The organism is Actinacidiphila glaucinigra (assembly GCF_900188405.1).
Lineage (GTDB): Bacteria > Actinomycetota > Actinomycetes > Streptomycetales > Streptomycetaceae > Actinacidiphila > Actinacidiphila glaucinigra.
Window position 1 is genome coordinate 253,995 of the sequence record NZ_FZOF01000003.1, and the last position, 24,243, is coordinate 278,237.

Sequence of the window (24,243 nt, forward strand, 5' to 3'; positions counted from 1 at the left end):
CAGCGCCCATCACGGCGACAGTCATCTCTCCAACACCTCCCGGTTCACTCGCGGTCTGACGGGGACACCCTAGCCGGTGCTCCGGGAGACCCCGCAACCGATTTTCCGCCGACGGCTCACGCCGTCTCGGCGTAGCGCTCCCCCGCGTACTCCCGCACCACGGGGACGACGGCCTCGGCCCCTCCGGGCAGCCGGTCGAGGCGCACCAGGGCGTAGGCCTTGTGGCCGTCGACCAGGTAGGAGGGGTTGTCGTGCGGACGGCTGCCCGGCAGCGGCCACACCACCAGCCACGGGCGGGTGTCGCCGGTGGTCGGCGGGCGGCCCACCGTGACGGCGGCGATGTCCTGCCAGGAGAAGAACGACTCCTCGCGGGTCACCTCGCGCATGCCGATCCCGGCCGGTCCGACGCGCAGCCGCAGCGGCTTGCGCCAGCGCCGGTACGACCGCCCCGTGAGGTAGCAGCAGCCGATCGCGCCGAGCGGCCCGAAGGCGGTGAAGGGCTCGGGACCGACGGGGCGGCCGTGGACGAGTTCCCAGAACGAGTAGCCGAAGACGAGGGCGAGCGCCGCCCAGACCAGCGTCCAGGTGCCGGCCCGCCGAGCGTCGACGAACTGCCGCTCCCCGCCGGGCACACGCAGTTCCGGCCCCGAGAAGGTCACCGGGATCGGCGGGCGCACGGCGCGCGGCGCGGTCTCGAAGGCGGCGCCGCCGTGCTCGGCCAGCACGGCCGTCAGTTCGGAGACGCTCTGGTCGAGGTCCTCGCAGTCGACGAGCGTGTAGCGCGGCCGGTCGCCGCGGGTGCGGTCGGGCCTGCGGGGGAAGGCGACGCCGGGCGCCGTCCAGAGGGTGAGCCGCGGCTTGGGCGGCGTGGTGGTCTCGCTGTCCTCACCGGTGTTGGGGACGTGCCACAGCGAGACCCTGTCGATCTGCTCCCAGGCGAGCTCCGCGTCCTGCAGCGTGATGCCGAACGCGTCGACCCGCAGCCGGAACGGCTGCCGCGCCCTCCGCAGGTCCTTCGCACCGCTCCAGGCCGCCACGCCCGCCAGGAACCCGACCATCAAGGGGCCCGTCGCGCTCCGTGAGGCGACCAGCCACACCACTGACGCGCCGATCGCGACCAGGCCTCCGGTCAGCCACCGCCGGCCCCGTCTCACGAGCGTCCGCTCTACCGTGAACTCCACTGCTCCCCGCCCCCTTTGACGTCCCCACCCGGATCTCATGATGCGCTCGCGGGGACGTGCGGCTGCGGCCGTGAGCTGGGTGTTGCCCAACCGTGACGCCCGGCCGGACGGCGGCTCCGGCCGGTCGCCGCCGCTTCGCCCGCCGTTCACCGACGGCACCGCCGAAGCGACTTTGCCCGTTCTTTACAACCGGCTCGCGGGCCGCCTCGTCTCTTCGCGCGATCAGTTGCCAGAACCCGCCCGTGCCCCACCGGGGGCAGGGGCGGGGTGACGAAGGAGAGCGATACATGCGCAGGAGTGTTCTCACCGCCGCGGCCCTGGCGTGCACCGCGGTGCTGGCGGGGACGGCGCCCGCGTTCGCCGACGGGCCGAGCGCGCAGCCCGCGCCGGCCCGCAGCGCCGCGCCGGCCGAGGCGCCGTCCGCGGTGCCGTCGCCGCGTCAGGTCGGCACGGTGCCGGCGGGTGCCCCCGACACCGGCGTGCAGCCCCCGGCCGCCGCGCAGGGTCCCGACGGAGCGGTGGTGGCCTCGGCCGCGGGCGGCCTGCTGCTCCTGGCCGCCGGGTCGTTCGTGGTGACGCGGCGCAGGCGCACCACCGCCGGATGACCCCGGGCGCGAGGTGGGCGGCGGCCGTCGCGGTCCTGGCGGTCCTGCCCTGGGCCGGCGGATGCGCGGGCGGGTCCGGTGGCGGTTCCGTCGCCGCGCCGCCCGTCGTCTCCGCACCGCCCGCGGCCGCCCGGACGCATCCGTCCCCGCCGCCCCCGCTCGCCCGCTCGGTCCCGGTACGGCTGCGGATCCCGGCGATCGGGGTCGACACCCCGGTCATGGAGCTGGGGCTGGCCCCGGACGGCACGGTGGAGGTCCCGCCGGTGGCGCGCCACTCGCCCGCCGGCTGGTACCGGCACTCCCCCACGCCGGGGCAGCTCGGTCCGTCGGTGCTGCTGGCCCACGTCACCGTCGGCCGGTTCGGCGACGGGGTCTTCCGGGACCTGGCACGGCTGCGACCGGGCGACCGGGTCGTGGCCGGGCTGCGGGACGGCGCGTCCGCGCGGTTCACCGTGGACCGGGTGCAGACGGTGGCCAAGGCGCGGTTCCCGACCGAGGAGGTCTACGGCGACGTGGACCGCCCCGAGCTGCGCCTGATCACCTGCGGCGGCCCCCGCACCGCGGACGGGAGCGGGTACCGCGACAACGTCGTGGTGTACGCCTCCCTGACCCCGGCGGGCCGCGACTAGCCGACGGGCGGCCGGGCCGGTCGGGCTGCGCGCCCCCGGCCCGGCCGCCCCTCGGCAGGCCTGCGGCATGATGAACGACGGAATGTGGAGAGTGTTGAAACGGTCTTCCCGGGACGAAGCGGCGTCCGAGCTGTTCGCCGCCCTCTACCCGCGCCTGGCCGGCTGGTGCCGGCGGCTGGTCGACGACGACGAGACGGCCCACGAGATCGCCTCGGAGGCCTTCACCCGGCTGTGGGCGCGCTGGACGAGCGTGGACGAACCGCGCGGCTTCCTCTACGTCACCGCCGCCAACATCGTGCGCGACCACTGGCGGAAGATGGAGCGCGAACGCCGGGCCATGCGGCGCGCCACCGCGGAGGTCCTCGTCGGCGGGCAGGGCGAGGGGCGCGACGGGCAGACCGACCCCTCGGTGCGGATGCTCGTCCAGTCGCTGCCCGAGCGGCTGCGGGTGCCCATCCTGCTCTACTACTACGCCGACATGCCGGTCCGGGAGGTGGCGGCCGCGACGGGACGGAAGGAAGGAACCGTGAAGGCCGACCTCCACGCGGCCAGGGAAATGCTGCGAGCCGGACTGAGGAGAAGCCTTGATCACACCCATTGACGGTCCGGACGAGGAACGCGACCCCGAGCTGAGCGCCCTGCTCGGGCCCGGCACGGTGCTCCTCGGGCCGCCGCCCGGCCGCTTCCGCGAGGTCCGCCGCGCGGCGGCGCGGCGCAGGCTGCTGCGGACGGCCGCGGGAGCCGGGGTCTCCCTGGCGGTGGCGGCGGTCGTCGCCGTACCCCTGCACCTGCTGTCCTCCCCGGGGCAGGGCCCCGCGGTCGGGCCGACCGTGCCCGCGGTGTCCGTCCCCCCGGCGGCCGACCCGCCGCCATCGCCGCACCCGACGACGTCCCCTGTCCCGGAGCCGTCCGAGAGCAGCGGCCCGGACCGCCGCACCGGCTCCCACGACCCTCGCCGCGCCGCGTCCACCGCCCGCCAGTCCCGGTCCGTCTCGGCCACCCCGCTCGGCGGCCCCGGGGCGGACTCCCCGGCCGGCCCGCGGCGCTGACCGGCGCCGACCGGCCCGGTGCGTGTCCGATTCGTTCAAGACGGGCCGGGCGGTGCGCGCCTACGGTTGCGGCATGACTCTTCGTTTCGATGTCGTCGAGATCGTCGTGGCCGACATGGCCGCCTCACTGGCCTTCTACCGCAGGCTGGGACTGGAGATCCCCGCCGGGGCGGAGGCGGAGCCGCACGTGGAGGCGGCGCTGCCCGGGGGGCTGCGGATCGCTTGGGACTCCGTGGAGATGGTCCGCTCCTTCGACTCCTCGTGGGAGCCGCCGCAGGGCGGTCACCGGATGGCGCTGGCCTTCACCTGTGACGGACCGGAGGAGGTGGACGCGACGTTCGCCGAGCTGACCGGGGCCGGGTACGCGGGACATCTGAAGCCCTTCGACGCGCCCTGGGGGATGCGGTACGCGGTGGTCCTGGACCCGGACGGGAACCCGGTCGACCTCTTCGCGCGGTTCTCCTAGCCGGGTACTCCGGGCGCCGGGCGCGACCTGAGCCGTCCGGGTTCGTCTTGCGCCCTTCGGGCGCAAAACTGCGGGCTGCGGACGGGAGGGTGGAGGGCCGGGCCTTCCCGGCGGCGTGCGGGTTGGCCGGTGGCGGGGGTTCAGGCTCCGGAGCGGGGCCGGTTGCTCGTACGGTCCCGGTCTCGTTGCCGTCCGCGCGTACAGATGGCCGGTTGCCACGCCCACCGTTCGTGGGTGGCGCGCCCGCCGTAACCGGCGTCTGCGGGTGCTTCCCCGACATCGGGCCCTGTTCCGACGAACATGTCGGCGAAACAGAGCCCGATCTCCCGCAGACCGCCCAACAGCACCCCGAATCAGCCGCAGCCGCCGGTCACGGCGGGCGCGCCCACCACCAGGAGTAGGCGTGGAAGCGGCCATCCGCACCCGCGGACGGCAACGAGACACCCGCCAACCGAAACCCCACCCGCTGCGGAGCCCGAACCCCCACCACGCACCCACCCGCAAATCGCCGAGGAGAGCCGCCCCACCCTCCCCTCCGCAGCCCGCATCTTTGCGCCCGAAGGGCGCGAGACGGCGCGACAGCCGACCCACCCAGCCGCGCTCACACACCACCCCGCCCCCCGCGCGAGCCCCGGCACCTAGAGCAGTTCGCCGAGCGGGACGCCCGCGAGGGCGCGGACGTCGCGGGCCAGATGGGCCTGGTCGGCGTAGCCCGCGCGGACGGCGACGTCGACGAAGGCGTGGCCGTGCCGGGCCAGCTCAAGTGCGCGCTGCAGGCGCAGGATGCGGGCCAGGGTCTTGGGGCCGTAGCCGAAGGCGTCCAGGCAGCGGCGGTGGAGCTGGCGTTCGCTGAGCCCGGTGTCCTCCGCGACCGTGCCGACGCGGGCGCCGGCCGCCAGGCTCGCGGCGATCCCCGGGCCCCACGGGGACGTCGCGTGCCGGACGTCGCGCGCGAGCACCAGGGACTCCAGCGCGGCGGCGGGGTCGGCGGCCGCGGCCACACGTTCGGTGAGCCGGCGTGCCTCTGCGCCAGGCCACAGCGCGTCCAGCGGCACGCGGCGGTCGCGCAGTTCGTGCGCGGGCAGTCCGAACACGGCGGGCCCGACCCCGGGGGCGAAGCGCAGCCCCGCGTAGCGCGTGCCGGGCGGGCTGCCGGAGAGGTGGGCGGTGGTGTCGGGCCCCGCCGCGAAGAGCCCGGTGTCCTCGCCCCAGATCAGGTCGATGCAGCCGTCAGGCAGCACGCGGGCGGCCCCGGCAGCCGCCGTCTTCGTCCACAGCACGGCGCCCGGCACCGTCGAGGTCCGTTCCCGGTACATCGCTCCAGCATGACACCGGCCCCCGGCACCGCGGCGGGTCCGTGTCAGCCGCGCGGTCGCCTGCCGCCGTCCTTGCCTGAGGGGCGGCGGCCGCGCAGCCGGGACCGTACGTCCTCCGGCGGCAGGAAGCCCGCCCAGCGCTCGGGGAATTCGGCGGGCGGGTCCTCCGGGCCGACCTCGTCGTCCGGGCCGGACTCGAACGCGGCGCGGCGGGCGGCGGCCTCGGCGACGAGGTCGGCGGCGGCGCGTTCCCTGGCCCGGGCGTTCTCCTCGCGGGCGGCCGCGGTCTCGATCGAGGGCCACACCCGGTCGATGGCGGCGTTGACGGCCGCTCCGACGAGCACCGCGAAGGCCGACACGAAGATCCACAGCAGCACGGCGACGGGCGCCGCCAGCGAGCCGTAGATGGTCGGGCCCTCGACGGTCTGGGTGAGGTAGATGCGCAGCACGAAGCTGCCCAGGACCCACATCAGCAGGGCGACGGCCGCCCCCGGCATGTCCTCGTACCAGGGCGATCTCACCGGTACGGAGACGTGGTAGAGCGTGGTGAGGAACGCGATCGACAGCAGGAGGACGACCGGCCAGTACAGTATCCGGATCACGGCCTCGCTCCATGGCAGGAACGACACCACCGCGTCCGGTCCGACGACCATCAGCGGCATGACGACCGCGCCGATCACCAGGGCGACGATGTAGAGGAGCAGGGCCAGCAGCCGCGTCTTGACGATGCCGCGCCTGCCCTCCAGCCCGTACATGATCGTGATCGTGTCGACAAAGACGTTCAGCGCGCGCGATCCGGACCACAGGGCGATGACGAAGCCGATGGAGATCACGTCGGGCCGGCCGCCGCCGAAGACGTCGTCGACCAGCGGCCGCATCAGCTGGTCGACGCCCTTGTCGGACAGTACGGTCGCCGCGGCGTCGAGGATGTTGCGGCGGATGTTGTCGATCGTGTCGGTGCCGATGATCCCGTCGACGTAGCCGATGGCGCCGACGAGGCTCAGCAGCAGCGGCGGAAGCGACAGCAGCACGAAGAAGGCGGCTTCGGCGGCGAGTCCGGTGACGCGGTACTCCATGCAGGAGTCGACCGTGTCCTTGAGCAGCAGCCAGCCCACCTTGCGCTTGGACACGTTCCGGTAGAGGGCCCGCGCCCGGTGGAGACGGCCTCGCCTGGGCCGCTCGGGTGTTTCGTCTGCTGCCTGCACGCGCCTACCGTAACCGTCATGAGTCCCCCCACACACACCGTGACCAACCAGCCTCCGCCCCTGGTCGGGTATGACGTGTACGCCGCCGACGCCGCGCTGGTGGAGGGGGTGGCGCGGCACGTCGCGCCCGAGCTCCGGGAGGAGGTCGACCGTGAGCTCGGCGAACTCGGCCGGGTCGCCGGTTCGGCGCAGGCGCGAGGATGGGCGGAGGCCGCCGACGCCCATCCGCCGGTGCTGCGCACCCACGACCGGTACGGGCACCGGATCGACGAGGTCGAGTTCCACCCGGCCTGGCACCGGCTGCTGGGGCGGGCGGTCTCGTCCGGGCTGACCGACGCGTGGTCCCGCCCCGCCGGTCACCTTCGGCGCGCGGCGGGTTTCCTGGTGTGGTCGCAGGCGGAGGCCGGGCACGGCTGCCCGGTGTCGATGACGCACGCCGCGGTGCCGGCGCTGCGGGCGGACCCGGCGCTGGCCGCGGAGTGGGAGCCCCGGCTGGGGTCGCGGGTGTACGACCCGCGGCTGGTCGCCCCGGGGGACAAGCCCGGGGCGCTGTTCGGGATGGGGATGACCGAGAAGCAGGGCGGCTCGGACGTGCGGGCCACCACCACGCGCGCGGAGCCGCTGGCGGAGGAGGGCGCCTATCTGCTCACCGGCCACAAGTGGTTCTGCTCGGCGCCGATGTCGGACGCCTTCCTGGTGCTGGCGCAGGCACCCGGCGGGCTGACCTGCTTCCTGCTGCCGCGGGTGCTGCCGGACGGCTCGCGCAACGTCTTCCTGATCCAGCGGCTCAAGGACAAGCTGGGCAACCGCTCCAACGCCTCGGCGGAGGTGGAGTTCGACGGCACGTGGGCGCGCCGGGTCGGCGAGGAGGGGCGCGGGATCGCGACCATCATCGAGATGGTGTCGGCCACCCGGCTGGACTGCGCGACCGGTTCGGCGGCGCTGATGCGGCAGGCGGTGGCGCAGGCGGTGCACCACGCGGAACACCGCAGCGCGTTCGGCGGGCCGCTGGTCGACAAGCCGCTGATGCGGAACGTCCTGGCGGACCTGGCGCTGGAGTCGGAGGCGGCGACCACGACCGTGCTGCGGCTGGCGGCGGCGTACGACGCGGACGACGAGCAGGAGCGGCACTTCCGGCGGCTGGCGGTGGCGGTCTCCAAGTACTGGGTCACCAAGCGCTGCGCGCCGCTGGTGGCCGAGGCGCTGGAGTGCCTGGGCGGCAACGGCTACGTGGAGGAGTCGGGGCTGCCGCGGCTGTTCCGGGAGTCGCCGCTGAACTCCGTGTGGGAGGGCTCGGGCAACGTGCAGGCCCTGGACGTGCTGCGGGTGCTGCAGCGCGAGCCGCGGGCGCTGAACGCCTTCCTGGGCGAGATCGGCCGGGCGCGCGGCGCGGACCACCGGCTGGACGGCGCGATCACGTCGCTGCTGACGGAACTGGCGGATCTGGAGGGCGTCGAGGCGCGGGCGCGCCGGGTGGTGGAGCGCATGGCGCTGGTGCTGCAGGGCTCGCTGCTGGTGCGGTTCGCCCCGGTGGAGGTCTCGGACGCCTTCTGCGCCTCGCGGCTGGGCGGGGACTGGGGGGCGACCTTCGGCACGCTGCCGCGCGGCCTGGACCTGGCGGCGATCGTGGAGCGGGCACAGCCGCGGGAGTGAGGGGCGGGTGCGGCGGCGGTCCGCCCGTGGTCCCGGCGGAAGGACCGGGACCCTCGGGGAAACGTTCCGCCGCCGCGCCGCACTGAGGGTGGTGCCGCGCCGACTCGGCACCACCCCCGGTCTCGCGTCACCGTCGCACGGATTCAGGGTTCCGTACGAGTAGCGTGATGCGCCGTCACTGTCCGTCGAGTGCGCGCATATTCGCAACCGTTGCAGACAGTTGCAAGGTATTGGCCGGATATCCCACCGGAGGGACCGGCCCGACGGCACCATATGCACATGGTGTGGCAGCGGAGAAACGGCGCGGCCACTGCCGGGGCGCACAAAGCGCGGCGCACACGGACGCGGGGAGCACCATGAGCCAGGTTCCGATCGACGCACGGTCGTTGTCGGTCCAGTCCGTCCAGGAACCGCGTCGTTCCGCACGGCTGCTGGCCGGCATGCGGGACGCCGCGCTGGGCGGCGGATCGGGTGGCACCGAGGCCAGACCGGTCATCCAGGACTCCTGGCGGCGCGCCCTGGACCTCGGCGTCGACCCCGACAACGGCAGTCACGCCGGCATGCTGACCGCCGACGAGATCGAGGTGCGCAGGCGCCGCACCCCGCTGGGCGACGTCATGCCCGCGCTGCGCGACGGCCTGGTCTCGGTCGCCGACGAGGCCCGGCACATCATGGTGGTCACCGACGCCGAGGGGCGGCTGCTGTGGCGGGACGGCAGTCTGGCCGTCCGCAGGAGCGCGGACCGGCTCGGCTTCTCGGAGGGCGCCTCGTGGTCGGAGGAGGCCGTCGGCACCAACGCGATCGGCACCGCCCTGGTCACCGGGCGGCCGGTGCAGGTGCACTCCTCCGAGCACTTCGTACGGGTGCACCACCAGTGGACCTGCGCCGCGGCACCGCTCATAGACCCGCGCGACGGTCGGCTGCTGGGCGCGGTGGACGTCAGCGGGCCCGCGGCCGGCATGCACCCCGCGGTGCTGTCGCTGGTGACGGCGGTGACCAAGGTCGCCGAGGCCGAACTGCGCAGCCTGCACTGGGCGGCCGTGGACCGGCTGCGCTCGGTCTCCGCCCCGCTGCTCGCCCGGATGCCGGGCCGGGCGGCGGTCGTCGACCCCAACGGCTGGACGGCCGCCGTGACCGGGATGCCCCCGGTGGAACGGATCACGCTGCCCGCCGCGCCGAGCGCCGGGCGCACCTGGGTGCCCGCGCTGGGCACCTGCACCCTGGAGCCCCTCCCGGGCGGCTGGCTGGTGCGGGTCGTCCCGCCGGAGGAGGTGGCGCCCGGGGCCGGGCACGTCGTGCTGGACCTCGGCCGGCCCCGTACGTGGACGGTGAGCGTCTCCGGTGCGGCCGGCGGCTGGTCGCAGGAGCTCAGCCCGCGCCACGCCGAACTGCTCTTCGTGCTGGCCCTGCACCGGGACGGCCGAAGCGCCGCGGAACTGGCCGGCGACCTGTTCGGCGACCCCTCCCGCACGGTGACGGTGCGCGCCGAGATGTCCCGCCTGCGCCGCACCCTGGCCGGGGTGCTCGACCACCGTCCCTACCGCTTCGCCGACGGCGTCGAGGTCGCGGTGGTGCGCCCCGCCCATCCCGCGGACCTGCTGCCGCACTCGACGGCGCCGGCGGTGCGCGCGGCGCGCTTCGGGACGTGAGGGCGCGGAGCCGACGGGCCGCGGCAGCGAGCCGGGGACCCGCCGGGCCCGCGAGGTCGTGTCGTCAAAGTGGCTCCGGCCGCCCGGAGGGCGGGCCCCGCGCCGTCTGGTGCGGTGCATCGCAAGGCGGAGAATCGTCCTCGTAGTGGGCTACTCGGGCGATTCGACAACGCAGCGAGGGGCCGTGCCAGGCGGCGCGGGGCAGGAGGGACTTCGACGACAGGGCCGAGGCCGCAGAATGTGGCGCATGAGCACTAGCGTCACGGTGACCACGTGGTCCCTGGAGCAGACCTCCCACGCAGATCTGCGGCCCTCCCTGGAGCCGGACCCCGCGACGTCGGGCGTCCGCATCGTGCGGGCCGAGGTGCCGTCCCCGGAGTTCAGCCGCTTCCTCTACACCTCGGTGGGAGCGGACTGCGCCTGGACGGACCGTCTGCCGTGGTCGTACGAGCAGTGGCGGGCCTTCCTGGAACGCCCGGGCGTGGAGACCTGGGTGGCGTACGACCGGGACACCCCGGCCGGCTACATCGAACTGGACCCGCAGGACGACGGCCAGGTCGAGATCGCCTACTTCGGGCTGCTGCCCGCCTTCCGGGGGCGGCGGATCGGCGGGCACCTGCTCTCCGTGGGCATCGCCCGCGCCTGGGACCTGGCGGAGCGCCGGCCGGACCGCACCCCGACGAAGCGGGTGTGGGTGCACACCTGCAGCCTGGACGGGCCGCACGCACTGGCCAACTACGAGAAGCGCGGCTTCCGCATCTTCCGCACCGAGACGGGGGAAGAGGAGAAGAGGCCCGTGACCGGGCCCTGGCCCGGAGCCCGCTAGGTCGTGTCGTCAAATGAACGTCGGCCGCCCGGAGGGCGGGCTCGGCGGCGTCTGGTGCGGTGCATCGCAAGGCGGAGAGTCGTCCTCGTAGTGGGCTACTCGGACGATTCGACAACGCAGCGAGGTGCCGTGCCAGGCGCCGCTGGGTAGGCGAGCATTTGACGACACGGCCTAGGGACCGGCCGGCGGGAAGGGGCGGGTATGGACGTGGTCGGGGTCGGGGCGCTCAACCTGGACCTCATCACGGGGGCGTCCGCCCTGAACGGCAGCCCCGTGCTGGCCAGGCTCGGCGCGCACATGCGGCTGCGGCAGCCGCCGGAGAGCGGCGGCGAGCGCATGGTCGACGAGCCCGCCGTCCGCGCCGGCCTGGAGTGGCTGCGGGACGAGGGGGTGCCGCTGACGCCGGAGCCGGGCGGCTCGGCCTTCAACACCCTCCACGCGCTGGGGCGCCTGGGCCGCGGGCTGCGGCTCGGCTACGTGGGCGTCGCGGGCCGCGATCCGCTGGGCGCGGCCGGTCCGCTCGCCGTCCTCGACGGGCTCGGCATCGACCGGCGGCTGGTGGCCACGGACCCGGACCGGCTGTGCGGGATCTGCCTGTCCGTGCACGACGGAGGGGAACGCACGCTGCTGACCCACACCGGGGCGAACACGCGGATCGCCGCCCATGTGCGGGAGCGCTTCCATGAGATCGCCGGCTACCTGGCGGCGGCCCGGGCGGTCCACGTCACCTCGTTCCTGGACCCGGACGGCGGGTCGGCGCTGCACCGGCTGCTGGCGGAGGTGCGGCGGCGTTCGCCGAGAACGCTGATCAGTTTCGACCCGGGGCACGCCTGGTCGGCGGAGCCGACCCCCGATGTGCTGGCCATGGCGGCGATGAGCGACTACCTGCTGGTCAACGGGCGGGAGTTCGAGCGGCTCGGCCATGTGCGGAAGGGGCGGGAGGGCGTGTCCGTGGTGAAGTACCCGGACCGGGTGGAGGTGCACCGGCCCGGCACCGTGGAGCGATACGCCCACCGTCCGCTGCCCGACGGGGAGGTCGAGGACGCCACGGGGGCGGGCGACGTCTTCGCTGCGGGTCTGCTGGCGGCGCTGGTCGCGGACCGCGCCCTGCTCGGTGCGGGGGTACGGCTGGGTTCGGCGCTGGCGGGCCACAAGCTGCGGCACGTCGGGACCCGTGGGCACGGTGGATTCCGGGCCATCGCGGCCGATTTCCTGCGCCCGGCGAGTCCTGTCAGGTGACCGACAAAACGGACGTCTCACCATGCGGGATATAGATGTCCACCATATGGATAACGGTGGACTGGCCCGAGATGCGCGTGACACGCTTTCGACATGTCTCGCACTGGAATCGCCTTGGTAGGTCGGCTGCACGTCGATCTCGGACGCATGTCCAGCGCCATCTGTCAGGCGTGCTGAGCACTCGCCGCCGTCCCGTCCAGGACTGATCCGGCCGTCCCCGGTCTCGCGGGCGCAATGACGCGCCCACGCCGTGCGCTGTTCGTGGCGTTCCGGCGTATCCGCAGGCCACGGGGACTATTTGCGCTACGACCGACTCTTTCCAGCCTGCCAGAAGGACTCCATCGCCATGGCTTCCACGCCTGACCAGCCGAACGCCGCCGCGCCGCGCCGCAAGGTCAGCCGCCACCGCGGCGAGGGCCAGTGGGCGGTCGGCCACATGACGCCGCTCAACGCCAACGAGCAGTTCAAGCGGGACGACGACGGTCTCAACGTGCGGACACGCATTGAGACGATCTACCGGGACCGCGGTTTCGACGCGATCGACGGCGCCGACCTGCGCGGCCGTATGCGCTGGTGGGGCCTGTACACCCAGCGCAAGCCCGGGATCGACGGCGGCAAGACCGCGATCCTGGAGCCGGAGGAGCTGGACGACAAGTTCTTCATGCTCCGGGTGCGCGTCGACGGCGGCCGGCTCACCACCGAGCAGCTGCGCGTCATCGGCGAAGTCTCCCAGGAGTTCGCCCGCGGCACCGCGGACATCACCGACCGGCAGAACATCCAGCTGCACTGGATCCGCATCGAGGACGTCGCCGAGATCTGGCGGCGGCTGGAGGCCGTGGGCCTGTCCACCACCGAGGCGTGCGGCGACACCCCGCGTGTCATCCTCGGCTCGCCCGTCGCGGGGATCGCCGAGGACGAGATCGTCGACGGCACCTGGGCCGTCGACGAGGCCCACCGGCGCATCGTCGGCAACAAGGAGTTCTCCAACCTCCCCCGCAAGTTCAAGTCGGCGATCTCCGGCTCGCCGCTGCTGGACGTGGCCCACGAGATCAACGACGTCGCCTTCGTCGGCGTCCGCCACCCCGAGCACGGCCCGGGCTTCGACGTGTGGGTCGGCGGAGGCCTGTCCACCAACCCGAAGATCGGTGTCCGGCTGGGCGCATGGGTGCCGCTGGAGGAGGTCCCCGACGTCTTCGAGGGCGTCATCTCCATCTTCCGCGACTACGGCTACCGGCGGCTGCGCACCCGCGCCCGGCTGAAGTTCCTGGTCGCCGACTGGGGCGCGGAGAAGTTCCGCCGGGTGCTGGAGGACGAGTACCTGGGGCGCGCGCTGACCGACGGCCCCGCCCCCGACCAGCCGGTCCAGCAGTGGCGCGACCACGTGGGCGTGCACCGCCAGAAGGACGGCCGTTACTACGTCGGATTCGCGCCGCGCGTCGGCCGGGTCGACGGCACCACGCTCAGCAAGATCGCGGAGCTGGCGGAGGCGCACGGCTCCGGCCGGCTGCGGACCACCGTCGAGCAGAAGATGATCGTGCTGGACGTGGAGCGGGACCGGGTCGACTCGCTCGTCGCGGGCCTGGAGTCGCTGGACCTGCAGGTGCAGCCCTCCCCCTTCCGGCGCGGCACGATGGCCTGCACCGGCATCGAGTTCTGCAAGCTGGCCATCGTCGAGACCAAGGCGCGCGGCTCCTCGCTGATCGACGAACTCGAGCGCCGGCTCCCGGAGTTCGACGAGCCGATCACGATCAACGTCAACGGCTGCCCCAACGCCTGCGCGCGGATCCAGGTCGCCGACATCGGACTCAAGGGCCAGCTGGTGCTGGACGACGACGGCCGCCAGGTGGAGGGCTACCAGGTGCACCTGGGCGGCGCACTGGGCCTGGAGGCCGGGTTCGGCCGCAAGGTCCGCGGTCTGAAGGTCACCGCGGACGAGCTGCCCGACTACGTCGAGCGTGTCCTGAAGCGCTTCCAGGCCGAGCGCACGGACGGCGAGCGCTTCGCGCAGTGGGTGACGCGGGCGAGCGAGGAGGCGCTGTCGTGAGCGAGCGTGCCGCACCCTTCCACTGCCCCTACTGCGGGGACGAGGACCTGCACCCCGCGGAGCAGGGGCACGGCGCCTGGGAGTGCCGGTCGTGCAACCGCGCGTTCCAGCTGAAGTTCCTGGGCCTGCTGGCCCGGGGGCTGCGTACCGAGACCGGTGAGGGAGGCCCTTCGTGACCACCGCGCAGCGGCACACCGCGGACGAACTGCGGGCGCTGGCCGAGCAGGCGGGCCGTGACCTGGAGGACGCCCCCGCGCTCGAGATCCTGCGCTGGGCCACCGCGACCTTCGGGTCCCGGTTCGCGGTCACCTCCTCGATGGAGGACGCGGTCGTGGCGCATCTGGCCTCGCGCGCCGCCCCGGGCGTCGACGTCGTCTTCCTCGACACCGGCTACCACTTCCCGGAGACCATCGGCACGCGTGACGCGGTCGCCGCCGTGATGGACGTGCGGGTCATCACGCTGACGCCCCGTCAGAGCGTGGCCGAGCAGGACGCCGAGTACGGGCCGAAGCTCCACGACCGCGACCCCGACCTGTGCTGCGCGCTGCGCAAGGTCAGGCCGCTGGAGGAGGGACTGACCGGCTACGACGCCTGGGCGACCGGTCTGCGCCGCGACGAGTCCCCGACCCGGGCGAACACCCCGGTGGTGGGCTGGGACGCCCGGCGCGGCAAGGTCAAAGTTTCCCCCATCGCCCGCTGGACGCAAGACGACGTGGACTCCTATGTCGCCGAGCACGGGGTACTCACGAATCCACTGCTCATGGACGGTTACGCCTCGGTCGGCTGCGCCCCCTGCACCCGCCGGGTGCTGGAGGGCGAGGACGCCCGGGCCGGCCGCTGGGCGGGACAGGCGAAGACCGAGTGCGGGCTGCACGGCTGATGACGACGGAACGGACCTCCCGGGAGGGGCGGATGGGTGTGACGGGCACAGGGGCCACGGTGTGGCTCACGGGTCTGCCGAGCGCGGGCAAGACCACGATCGCCCAGGCGCTGGCCGGCCGGCTGCGCGGCGACGGGCACCGTGTGGAGGTCCTGGACGGCGACGAGATCCGCGAGTTCCTCTCCGCGGGCCTCGGCTTCGGCCGCGAGGACCGGCACACCAATGTGCAGCGGATCGGTTTCGTCGCCGAACTCCTCGCCTCCAACGGGGTCAAGGTGCTGGTCCCGGTCATCGCGCCGTACGCCGACAGCCGGGAGGCCGTCCGCAAGCGCCACGAGGCGCGGGGCACGACGTACCTGGAGGTGCACGTCGCCACGCCGGTGGAGGTCTGCTCCGTCCGCGACGTGAAGGGCCTGTACGCCAAGCAGGCCGCGGGCGAGATATCCGGGCTGACCGGTGTCGACGACCCGTACGAGGCACCCGAACTCCCCGATCTGCGGATCGAGACCCAGGACCACACCGTCGAGGACTCGGCGGCGCTGCTGACGGCGCTGCTGGTGGAAAGGGGACTCCTGTGAGCTGGGGGCACCTCCCGGCGACAGCCGGGGGAGTACGCGCGGCTACCGGGCCGCACCCGACCGGCCAGAGGCACGTTCGCCGCGCGGGCGGAGATGGGGGCACCACCCAGGCGCGAGCTCTGGGGGAGATCGAAGGGGGTACAGCGTGACCACGGTAGTCGCGGTCGACGAGAGCACCGGCAATCCCTTCGCGCTGTCGCACCTGGACGCGCTGGAGTCGGAGGCGGTGCACATCTTCCGGGAGGTGGCGGGAGAGTTCGAGCGGCCGGTGATCCTCTTCTCCGGCGGCAAGGACTCCATCGTCATGCTCCACCTGGCGCTGAAGGCCTTCGCCCCCGCGGCGGTCCCCTTCTCGCTGCTGCACGTCGACACGGGCCACAACTTCCCCGAGGTGCTGGAGTACCGGGACCGCACGGTGGCCAGGCACTCGCTGCGGCTGCACGTCGCCTCGGTGCAGGACTACATCGACGACGGCCGGCTGCGCGAGCGCCCCGACGGCACCCGCAACCCGCTGCAGACGGTGCCGCTGACCGAGGCCATCCAGGAGCTGCGCTTCGACGCGGTCTTCGGCGGTGGCCGCCGTGACGAGGAGAAGGCCCGCGCCAAGGAGCGGGTGTTCTCGCTGCGCGACGAGTTCTCCCAGTGGGACCCGCGCCGCCAGCGCCCCGAGCTGTGGCAGCTCTACAACGGCCGGCACGCCCCCGGCGAGCACGTACGCGTCTTCCCGCTGTCCAACTGGACCGAGCTGGACGTGTGGCAGTACATCGCCCGTGAGGGGATCGACCTGCCGGAGATCTACTACGCCCACGAGCGCGAGGTGTTCCGGCGCGGCGGCATGTGGCTGACCGCGGGCGACTGGGGCGGCCCGAAGGACGGCGAGACGGTGGAGACCCGGCTGATCCGCTACCGCACGGTGGGCGACATGTCCTGCACCGGCGCGGTGGACTCCGACGCCGCCGGCATCGACGCCGTCATCGCCGAGATCGCCGCGTCCCGGCTCACCGAGCGGGGCGCCACCCGGGCCGACGACAAGCTCTCCGAGGCCGCGATGGAAGACCGCAAGCGCGAGGGGTACTTCTAGCCATGACCACCGGTACCACCGCCGCCGAGCAGCTCTCGGCCACCTCCCTGCTGCGCTTCGCCACCGCGGGCTCCGTCGACGACGGCAAGTCCACGCTGGTGGGGCGGCTGCTGCACGACTCCAAGTCGGTGCTCGCCGACCAGTTGGAGGCCGTGGAGCTGGCCTCCGCGCGCCGCGGGCAGGACGCGCCGGACCTGGCGCTGCTCACCGACGGCCTGCGCGCCGAGCGCGAGCAGGGCATCACCATCGACGTGGCGTACCGCTACTTCGCCACACCGCGGCGGCGGTTCATCCTGGCGGACACCCCGGGGCACGTGCAGTACACGCGCAACATGGTGACCGGCGCCTCGACCGCCGAGCTGACCGTGGTCCTGGTCGACGCCCGCAACGGCGTCGTGGAGCAGACCCGCCGGCACGCGGCGGTGGCCGCGCTGCTGCGGGTGCCGCACGTGGTGCTCGCGGTCAACAAGATGGACCTGGTCGACTGGTCGGAGCCGGTCTTCGCGGCCATCGCCGAGGAGTTCACCGCCTACGCGGCCTCGATCGGCGTCCCGGAGATCACCACGATCCCCATCTCGGCGCTGGCCGGGGACAACGTCGTGACCCCGTCGGCGAACATGGACTGGTACGGCGGCCCGACGATCCTGGAGCACCTGGAGACCGTCCCCGTCGGCAGCGACCCCGGCGCGCAGCCGGCGCGCTTCCCCGTGCAGTACGTCATCCGCCCGCAGACCGCCGAGCACCCGGACTACCGCGGCTACGCCGGGCAGATCGCCTCGGGCGTGCTGCGGGTCGGTGACCCGGTGACGGTGCTGCCGTCCGGGCTGACGAGCACGATCAGCGGCATCGACGTGCTCGGCACCGCGGTCGAGGTGGCATGGGCGCCGCAGTCGGTGACGCTGCTGCTCAGCGACGATCTCGACATCTCGCGCGGCGACCTGATAGCGCCCTCGGGCACCGCCCCGGCGACCACCCGGGACGTCGAGGCGACCGTGTGCCATCTGCACGAGCGGCCGCTGGCGGTCGGCGTGCGCGTGCTGCTGAAGCACGGCACCCGCACGGTCAAGGCGATCGTGCAGCGGCTCCCGTACCGGATCGACCTGACCCGGGGGCTGGAGCACCAGGACGATCCGGGCGAGTTCGGCGTCAACGACATCGGCACGGTGGTGCTGCGCACCTCGGAGCCGCTGCCGCTGGACGCGTACGCCGACTCGCGGCTCACCGGCTCCTTCCTGCTGATCGACCCGGCGGACGGCACCACGCTGACCGCCGGCATGGCCGGCGAGGCCTTCGCCGCCCGCACCGCCACGGCCGCCGCGGACGCGGCCGGTGAGGACGAGGGGTGGGACTTCTGATGGCGTTCGACGACGCCTTCGCGGGATTCGCCAAGGAGGGCGGTCGCGTCGGCAGCGGCTGTCTGGGCAGCGGCACGGGCGGTGTCACGCGATGTGCGCGCTGACCCCGGCCGAGCACCGCACCCGCGCCGCGCAGGCGGCACCGCACCGACGACCACCAGACAGCCACCACCCCGGCGCGCCCTAGACGGCGCCGACCGGGGCCATCGAGAGGATCACCTCCCGTGACTGCCGATCGCACCACCGCCCCGAGAACGTCCGCCCGTCGCCGCCTCATGGCGGGCGCCGCCCTTCTGCCGCTGCTGGCCCTCGCCGCCTGCGGCTACGGCTCCGAGAAGAAGGACGACACCACCAACGCGGCCGCGAGCAGCGGCACCAGCAAGAAGCTGTCCGCCTCGACGGTGAAGATCGGCTACTTCGCGAACCTCACCCACGCCACCCCGCTGGTGGGCCTGAAGGAGGGCTTCTTCGCCGACGAACTGGGCTCGGGCACCACGATCAAGGAGTCGGTCTTCAACGCCGGGCCCGCGGAGATCGAGGCCCTCAACGCCGGTTCCATCGACATCGGCTGGATCGGCCCCTCCCCGGCCGTCAACGGCTGGACGAAGTCCGGCGGCAAGAGCCTGAAGATCATCTCCGGTTCGGCCTCCGGCGGCGTCAAGCTGGTCGTCAACCCGGAGAAGATCAAGTCCCTGAAGGACGTCAAGGGCAAGAAGATCGCCACCCCCCAGCTCGGCAACACCCAGGACGTGGCCTTCCTCAACTGGATCGCCGAGCAGGGCTGGAAGGTCGACGCCACCAGCGGCAAGGGCGACGTCTCCGTGGTCCGCACGGACAACAAGGTGACGCCCGACGCCTACAAGACCGGCTCGATCGACGGCGCGTGGGTGCCCGAGCCCACCGCCTCCAAGCTGGTCGCCGAGGGCGCGAAGGTGCTCCTGGACGAGAGCGACCTGTGGCCGGACAAGAAGTTCGTCATCACCAACGTGATCGTCTCCCAGTCGTTCCTCAAGGAGCACCCGGACGTCGTCGAGGCCGTGCTGCGCGGCTCGGTGAAGACCAACGCCTGGATCAACGCCAACCCGGACAAGGCGAAGGCCGACGCCAACGCCCAGCTGGAGAGGCTCTCCGGCAAGCCGCTGCCCGCCGACGTCATCGACCCGGCGTGGCAGAGCATCCAGGTGATCGACGACCCGCTGGCGTCCACCCTGCAGACCGAGGCCGACCACGCCGTCACCGCCGGCCTGCTGGAGAAGCCCGCCCTCAAGGGCATCTACGACCTGTCGCTCCTCAACAAGGTCCTCCAGGCCGACGGCAAGCCCGCCATCGACGACGCCGGTCTCGGCGGCTGACGGCCGGCAGCACCCCATGAAGCCCGCAGCCCCAGCCCTCAGGAGGTGACGCCATGGCCACCGCACTCACCAAGCAGCCCGCCGTGACGGTCGACGCGGCCCCCCACGCCGCACGGCTCGAGCACGTCTCGAAGTCCTTCGGCCGTCCCGGCGCGGAGACGCACGTGCTGGACGACATCAGCATCGACGTCGCCCCCGGCGAGTTCGTCTGCCTCCTGGGGGCCTCGGGCTGCGGCAAGTCCACGCTGCTCAACCTGGTCGCGGGACTCGACCGGCCGACCGCCGGGGGCATCGAGACCCCCGGCGGCCGCCCGGCCCTGATGTTCCAGGAGCACGCCCTGTTCCCGTGGCTCACCGCGGGCAGGAACATCGAACTCGCCCTGCGCATGCGCGGCGTGCCGCGCGCCGAACGGCGCCCGGAGGCCGAGCGGCTGCTGGAGCTCGTCCGTCTGCGGGGCGCCTACGGCAAGCGGGTGCACGAGCTGTCCGGCGGCATGCGGCAGCGCGTCGCACTGGCCCGGGCACTGGCACAGGACAGCCAGCTGCTGCTGATGGACGAGCCGTTCGCGGCGCTCGACGCCATCACCCGCGACGTCCTGCACGAGGAACTCACGCGTATCTGGGCCGAGACCCGCCTGTCTGTGCTCTTCGTGACCCACAACGTCCGCGAGGCGGTGCGGCTCGCCCAGCGGGTCGTGCTGCTCTCCTCGCGGCCGGGACGGATCGCCCGGGAATGGACGGTCGACATCCCGCAGCCGCGCCGCATCGAGGACTCGGCGGTCGCCGAGCTCTCCGTGGAGATCACCGAACACCTCCGGGGGGAGATCCGCCGACATGGCCAGCACTGAGACGAAGGCGCACACCGCGCACACCGGCGACCTCGCGGGGCTCGAGGCCGGCCTCGACGCCCTGGAGACCCGCTCCACCACACGTGTGCCGGTGGCCCGCGTGCTGCTGCAGAAGGCCGTTCCCCCGCTCGTCGCCATCGCCCTGGTGCTGGTGGTGTGGCAGCTCGCCTACCACTACGAGGTCAAGCCGCACTACCAGCTGCCCAGTCCGGCGGAGGTCGCACGCGCCCTGCAGGACAAGTGGCTCGACGGCACCCTCCTCGGCTACGTCTGGACCAGCCTGTCGCGCGGCGCGCTGGGCTTCGTGGCCTCCGTCGCGATCGGCACGCCGCTCGGCCTGCTCGTCGCGCGGGTCCGGGTGGTGCGGGCCGCGATCGGGCCGATCCTGTCGGGTCTGCAGTCGCTGCCGTCGGTGGCGTGGGTGCCCGCGTCGATCATCTGGTTCGGGCTGTCGGACGCCACGATCTACTGCGTGGTGCTGCTGGGCGCGGTGCCCTCGATCGCCAACGGCCTGGTCGCGGGCGTCGACCAGATCCCGCCGCTGTTCCTGCGGGCCGGCCGTACCATCGGCGCCACCGGTGTCCACGCGGTGCGGCATGTGCTGCTGCCGGCCGCCCTGCCGGGATACCTCGCCGGCCTCAAGCAGGGCTGGGCCTTCTCCTGGCGCTCCCTGATGGCCGCCGAACTCATCGCCACCTCCCCCGACCTCGGCGTGGGGTTGGGCCAGTTGCTGGAGCAGGGGCGTGAACTGTCCGACATGCCGAGCGTGCTGGCGGCGATCCTGCTGATCCTGGTCGTCGGCATCGGCATCGAGCTGCTGGTGTTCGCGCCGCTGGAGCGCACGGTGCTGCGCAGCCGCGGCCTGTTGGTACGGAGCTGACCGTGACCGCCCGGCACGTCCTCCTCGTCATCGCCCACGGCAGCCGCGACCCGCGGCACGCCGCGACCGTCCACGCCCTGACCGAGCGGGTCCGGGCGGCCCGTCCCGGGCTGCGGGTGGAGACGGCCTTCCTCGACCACTGCGCGCCCAGCGTGCCGCAGGTCGTGGACCGGCTGGCCGCGGAGGGCGTGCGCGACGTGGTGGCGCTGCCGCTGCTGCTGACCCGCGCCTTCCACGCCAAGGCGGACATCCCCGCGGTGCTGCGCGAGTCCGCGGCGCGCCATGCGCGGATGCGCGTCCGCCGGGCCGACGTGCTCGGCCCCTCACCGCTGCTGCAGGCCGCGCTGGAGCGGCGGCTGCGCGAAGCCGGGCTCGGCCCCGGCGACCGCCCCTCGACCGGGATCGTCCTGGCCTCGGCGGGCTCCTCCGACCCGGAGGCGATCGCAGTGATCGCAGAAATCGCGCGGGAGTGGCGGCGTACCGGTTGGTGCGCCGTGCGGCCTGCGTTCGCCTCCGCATCCCTTCCCACCACGGACGAGGCGGTGCGCGCGCTGCGCGCCGACGGCGTACGGCACGTCGCCGTCGCGCCGTACGTCATCGCGCCGGGCTTCCTGCCCGACCGCATCGCCCGCGGCGCCCTGGCCTCCGGGGCGGACCTCCTCGCCGACGTCCTCGGCGACGCCCCGGAGGTCGCCCGGCTGCTGCTGCGGCGCTTCGACGAGGCGCTGCTGCCGCGTCTGTCGCTGGCCCTGGCCTGAGGCGAGGCGGGGGCGGGGGGCGGGGGGCGGGGGGCGGGGGCGTCAGAACACGACGTCCGCCAGGCGCTCCACCTGGCCGGGGTCCGACGCCCAGCAGTAGAGCACCACTTCGTCGGCTCCGGCGCCAACGTACCCGGCGACCGCGTCGCGGATCTGCTCCGGGGTGGTCAGCAGGCCCTCCGCGACACGGTCGGCGAACTCGCTGAAGGCGTAGTAGGCGCGGATGTTGGCGCGGGCCGCGGCGACCACCGCGTCCGGTCCGAGCGCGACGTTGGCCTGGGCGACAAGCCGGGGCCGGCCGGGCCGCGCGTGGCGGTCCCAGCTCCGTTCCGCCTCACGGAAGAGGCGGTCCATCGCCTTGGGCGGCATCCCGGCGCCGAGGAAGCCGTCGCCGTGGCGGCCGACCCGGTCGAGCGCCGCCGGGACGAAACCGCCGAACAGCACCTCCGGCCCGCCCGGGGTCACCGGGGCGGGGCCGATCGGTCCGGCTCCCTCGCCGTACGGGTCGCCCGCCCACAGGCGGCGCAGCACCGCCATCTGCTCGTCGAGCAGATGGCCGCGACGGCGGAAGTCGGCTCCCGCGGCGCGGAAGTCGTCCTCGCGCGCGCCCACTCCGACGCCGAGGGTGAAGCGGCCGCCGGAGAGGCGGTCCAGCGTCGCCGCCTGCTTGGCCAGGACGGCGGCGTCGCGGAACGGGGAGATGAGGACCTCGGTCTGCAGCCGGATCCGGCGGGTCGCCCCGGCGAGGACGGCGAGGGCGACCAGCGGTTCGGGGTTGTCGTACACGAGGCGGTCGAGCAGGCCGAGGCTGCTGAAGGGGCCGTCGTCGGCGCGGCGGGCCCAGGTCGTCAGCACGGCGGGGTCGTCGACGGGAAGGCCGAGACCGATCTTCATGGGGAACTCCTCCGGAAGGGCAGGGACATGTGGTGCCGCCCCTCCCTCACCACGCACCTGCCGTGCGGGCCGCTCCCTTTCCGCGGCGTACTTCCGGGGAGCGTGGTCGTCGAGTCCGTTCACGGTAACGCGCGGTCCCCGGCCCCTGCGATTCATTTCCCCGTGTCGCGGCGGCCGGAGGCTCTAGTAGTAGTGGCGCAGCCATGACCACAGCTGTGACCAGGGCGCGTTCGGCGCGGCGCACAGGACGACCGCGGCGAGCTGCTCCTCGTTGCCGACGTCGTGGCCGTTGTCCACGCTGCCGACCTGGCGGCAGTCGGTGAAGTACTGTTCGAGGCCGTCGGCCTCCCTCTGGCGGACCAGCAGCACAGGACCCGTCGCAGAGTCGGGCGGCGGGCCCCAGTCGGCGAAGCTCATGTGGGCGGAGTAGGGGGCGGGCACACCGCGGGCGGGACCGTAGTGGGCCAAGGCGCCCGCCTCGCCGTAGTTCTGGGCGAATACGACCGCGCGGGGCCGGTCGGCGGCGGGGACGGCGGACCAGGCGTCGGCGACGGCGTCGGCGAGCTGCGGCCAGCCGATCTGCTCGCCCTGCTCCTTGTTGACGCCGTTCACCGCGCCCACCGCGCCCGGCGGGAGCACCGGCAGCGAGATCAGGGCGCTGATCACCGCCGTGACCGCGACGGCCGGCCACATGGCGCGCGGCCGGGAGACGGAGGCGACGCAGCCCGCGGCGAGCAGCACCAGCAGCAACGGCAGGCAGTAGTACGGCTTGCCGCCCGAGACGACGACCACGACGGCGAGCAGGAGGTAGGCCGGGACGAACGCGCGCGCCCACCGCAGCGCGGGATCGCGCCACAGCCGCAGCCCGCCCGCGATCCACACCGGGACGAACACCGGTGAGAGGAAGACGATCTGCTGGGGCACGAACAGGACGCGGTTCTCGGCGCCGTCGTCCGCGCTGATGCCGCCCGCCACGGTCAGCTGGGGCCAGCCGTGCGCCGCCTGCCACCACAGGCTGGGCAGGGCCACCGCGAGCGCGACGGCGGCTCCGGCGAGCGGCCACCAGCCGCGCAGCACGTGCCGGGGGCCGGTGGCGAGCAGCGCCGCGAGCAGGGCGAGGGCCAGCAGGGCGACCAGGTACTTGTTCTGCATGCCGACGCCGAGGGCCGCGCCCACCGCGAGCCACAGGCGGCGGTCGCCGGTGCGCAGCAGCCTGAGCAGGAGCCAGCAGACGACCACCCACGCGAGCATGTCGAAGGTGGCGGTCGAGACCAGGTGGCCGACGGCGAGGACGAAACCGGAGACCGCCGTGCACGCCGCCGCGAGCACCTGCGCCGCCCGTCCGCCGCCCAGTTCCCTGGCGACGGCGGCGACGGTCACGACGGTCGCGGCGCAGGCGAGGGTGGCCACCACCCGCAGCCCGGCGGGCGAGTCGCCGAAGACCGCGGTGGACAGGCGGGCCGCGAGCGGGGTCAGCGGGGGCTGGTCGACGTAGCCCCAGGCGGGGTGGTCGCCGGCGACGAGGAAGTACAACTCGTCGCGGTGGAAGCCGTAGCGGCCGGACAGCGCCGTCAGCACGGCGGCGACCGCGACCGCGACCCCGAGCACGGGCGCGGCGGCGAAGGACGCCACCTGCGCGCGGACGTGCGTAGCGGACATCCCCACCCCCCGGTGCTCCCCTACGACGGTACCGGGGCGGTGCCCGGGGGGCCATGGTTCCGGCGGGAGGGCGGTGCCCTACCGTCGCCGTACACG

25 protein-coding genes are annotated in these 24,243 nt (G+C 73.7%); 20 read left to right on the forward strand and 5 right to left on the reverse strand.

The features are described from left to right. Positions 1–116 precede the first annotated feature (116 nt). Entirely contained in the window at positions 117–1,181 is a 1,065-nt protein-coding gene (locus CHF15_RS07875; RefSeq protein WP_089222914.1) for a hypothetical protein, read from the reverse strand. A 287-nt stretch (positions 1,182–1,468) separates the two neighbouring features. On the opposite strand from CHF15_RS07875, the gene CHF15_RS07880 reads away from it, so the two are divergent. The 5 genes from CHF15_RS07880 (at position 1,469) to CHF15_RS07900 (ending at position 3,930) form a co-directional block, all read left to right on the forward strand. After that, on the forward strand, positions 1,469–1,786 hold the full coding sequence (locus CHF15_RS07880) for an LPXTG cell wall anchor domain-containing protein (protein ID WP_089222915.1): 318 nt from the start codon (positions 1,469–1,471) through the stop codon (positions 1,784–1,786). Further along, positions 1,783–2,415, forward strand: coding sequence for a class F sortase (locus CHF15_RS07885; RefSeq protein ID WP_089222916.1), 633 nt, complete (start codon positions 1,783–1,785; stop codon positions 2,413–2,415). Before CHF15_RS07880 ends, CHF15_RS07885 begins: the two co-directional genes overlap by 4 nt. Before the next feature lie 82 nt (positions 2,416–2,497). After that, the gene (locus tag CHF15_RS07890) at positions 2,498–3,016 is read left to right on the forward strand and encodes an RNA polymerase sigma factor (RefSeq protein WP_375820182.1); all 519 of its coding nucleotides are present in this window, start codon (positions 2,498–2,500) and stop codon (positions 3,014–3,016) included. Then, complete coding sequence (locus CHF15_RS07895; protein ID WP_089222918.1) at positions 3,000–3,464, forward strand: hypothetical protein; 465 nt, start codon at positions 3,000–3,002, stop codon at positions 3,462–3,464. The genes CHF15_RS07890 and CHF15_RS07895 overlap by 17 nt, the downstream gene beginning before the upstream one ends. A 73-nt stretch (positions 3,465–3,537) precedes the next feature. Next, the gene (locus CHF15_RS07900) at positions 3,538–3,930 is read left to right on the forward strand and encodes a VOC family protein (protein ID WP_179279692.1); all 393 of its coding nucleotides are present in this window, start codon (positions 3,538–3,540) and stop codon (positions 3,928–3,930) included. 638 nt (positions 3,931–4,568) lie between these two features. Here CHF15_RS07900 and CHF15_RS07905 read toward each other — a convergent pair. After that, positions 4,569–5,246, reverse strand: coding sequence for a helix-turn-helix transcriptional regulator (locus CHF15_RS07905; RefSeq protein WP_089222920.1), 678 nt, complete (start codon positions 5,244–5,246; stop codon positions 4,569–4,571). Between the two features lie 44 nt (positions 5,247–5,290). Further along, positions 5,291–6,451, reverse strand: a complete 1,161-nt coding sequence (locus CHF15_RS07910) for a YihY/virulence factor BrkB family protein (RefSeq protein WP_089222921.1) — start codon at positions 6,449–6,451, stop codon at positions 5,291–5,293. Between the two features lie 18 nt (positions 6,452–6,469). On the opposite strand from CHF15_RS07910, the gene CHF15_RS07915 reads away from it, so the two are divergent. The 15 genes from CHF15_RS07915 to CHF15_RS07980 all read left to right on the forward strand — a co-directional run bounded on the left by CHF15_RS07915 (position 6,470) and on the right by CHF15_RS07980 (position 21,594). Next, entirely contained in the window at positions 6,470–8,104 is a 1,635-nt protein-coding gene (locus tag CHF15_RS07915) for an acyl-CoA dehydrogenase family protein (protein WP_089222922.1), read from the forward strand. 356 nt (positions 8,105–8,460) lie between these two features. Next, entirely contained in the window at positions 8,461–9,753 is a 1,293-nt protein-coding gene (locus CHF15_RS07920; RefSeq protein WP_179279693.1) for a helix-turn-helix domain-containing protein, read from the forward strand. Positions 9,754–10,000: 247 nt separating this feature from the next. After that, positions 10,001–10,579, forward strand: a complete 579-nt coding sequence (locus CHF15_RS07925) for a GNAT family N-acetyltransferase (protein ID WP_179279694.1) — start codon at positions 10,001–10,003, stop codon at positions 10,577–10,579. 201 nt (positions 10,580–10,780) lie between these two features. Further along, positions 10,781–11,818 (forward strand): carbohydrate kinase family protein, encoded by a 1,038-nt coding sequence (locus tag CHF15_RS07930; RefSeq protein WP_089222924.1) that lies wholly within the window; start codon positions 10,781–10,783, stop codon positions 11,816–11,818. A gap of 93 nt (positions 11,819–11,911) precedes the next feature. Beyond that, positions 11,912–11,995, forward strand: a complete 84-nt coding sequence (locus tag CHF15_RS46575) for a putative leader peptide (RefSeq protein WP_322975673.1) — start codon at positions 11,912–11,914, stop codon at positions 11,993–11,995. 169 nt (positions 11,996–12,164) lie between these two features. After that, positions 12,165–13,862 (forward strand): nitrite/sulfite reductase, encoded by a 1,698-nt coding sequence (locus tag CHF15_RS07935; RefSeq protein ID WP_089222925.1) that lies wholly within the window; start codon positions 12,165–12,167, stop codon positions 13,860–13,862. Next, entirely contained in the window at positions 13,859–14,038 is a 180-nt protein-coding gene (locus tag CHF15_RS07940; protein WP_089222926.1) for a hypothetical protein, read from the forward strand. Before CHF15_RS07935 ends, CHF15_RS07940 begins: the two co-directional genes overlap by 4 nt. Further along, the gene (locus CHF15_RS07945) at positions 14,035–14,742 is read left to right on the forward strand and encodes a phosphoadenylyl-sulfate reductase (RefSeq protein ID WP_089222927.1); all 708 of its coding nucleotides are present in this window, start codon (positions 14,035–14,037) and stop codon (positions 14,740–14,742) included. Before CHF15_RS07940 ends, CHF15_RS07945 begins: the two co-directional genes overlap by 4 nt. A gap of 32 nt (positions 14,743–14,774) precedes the next feature. Beyond that, on the forward strand, positions 14,775–15,320 hold the full coding sequence (gene cysC / locus CHF15_RS07950) for an adenylyl-sulfate kinase (RefSeq protein ID WP_089222928.1): 546 nt from the start codon (positions 14,775–14,777) through the stop codon (positions 15,318–15,320). 145 nt (positions 15,321–15,465) lie between these two features. Beyond that, a complete protein-coding gene (gene cysD, locus CHF15_RS07955) occupies positions 15,466–16,401 on the forward strand; it encodes a sulfate adenylyltransferase subunit CysD (protein ID WP_089222929.1) in 936 nt (311 codons plus the stop codon). A 2-nt stretch (positions 16,402–16,403) separates the two neighbouring features. Continuing rightward, a complete protein-coding gene (locus tag CHF15_RS07960; RefSeq protein WP_089222930.1) occupies positions 16,404–17,756 on the forward strand; it encodes a sulfate adenylyltransferase subunit 1 in 1,353 nt (450 codons plus the stop codon). 275 nt (positions 17,757–18,031) lie between these two features. Continuing rightward, positions 18,032–19,108, forward strand: a complete 1,077-nt coding sequence (locus CHF15_RS07965; protein ID WP_089222931.1) for an ABC transporter substrate-binding protein — start codon at positions 18,032–18,034, stop codon at positions 19,106–19,108. Positions 19,109–19,161: 53 nt separating this feature from the next. After that, positions 19,162–19,956 (forward strand): ABC transporter ATP-binding protein, encoded by a 795-nt coding sequence (locus tag CHF15_RS07970; protein WP_089222932.1) that lies wholly within the window; start codon positions 19,162–19,164, stop codon positions 19,954–19,956. Then, positions 19,943–20,836, forward strand: coding sequence for an ABC transporter permease (locus CHF15_RS07975; RefSeq protein WP_089222933.1), 894 nt, complete (start codon positions 19,943–19,945; stop codon positions 20,834–20,836). The genes CHF15_RS07970 and CHF15_RS07975 overlap by 14 nt, the downstream gene beginning before the upstream one ends. Before the next feature lie 2 nt (positions 20,837–20,838). Further along, positions 20,839–21,594: a sirohydrochlorin chelatase gene (locus CHF15_RS07980; RefSeq protein WP_089222934.1), complete on the forward strand. Its 756-nt coding sequence runs from the start codon at positions 20,839–20,841 to the stop codon at positions 21,592–21,594. A gap of 42 nt (positions 21,595–21,636) precedes the next feature. Here CHF15_RS07980 and CHF15_RS07985 read toward each other — a convergent pair whose 3' ends face one another. Further along, complete coding sequence (locus tag CHF15_RS07985; RefSeq protein WP_089222935.1) at positions 21,637–22,488, reverse strand: LLM class flavin-dependent oxidoreductase; 852 nt, start codon at positions 22,486–22,488, stop codon at positions 21,637–21,639. A 183-nt stretch (positions 22,489–22,671) separates the two neighbouring features. After that, a complete protein-coding gene (locus CHF15_RS07990; protein WP_179279695.1) occupies positions 22,672–24,147 on the reverse strand; it encodes a glycosyltransferase family 39 protein in 1,476 nt (491 codons plus the stop codon). Between the last annotated feature and the right edge of the window lie 96 nt (positions 24,148–24,243).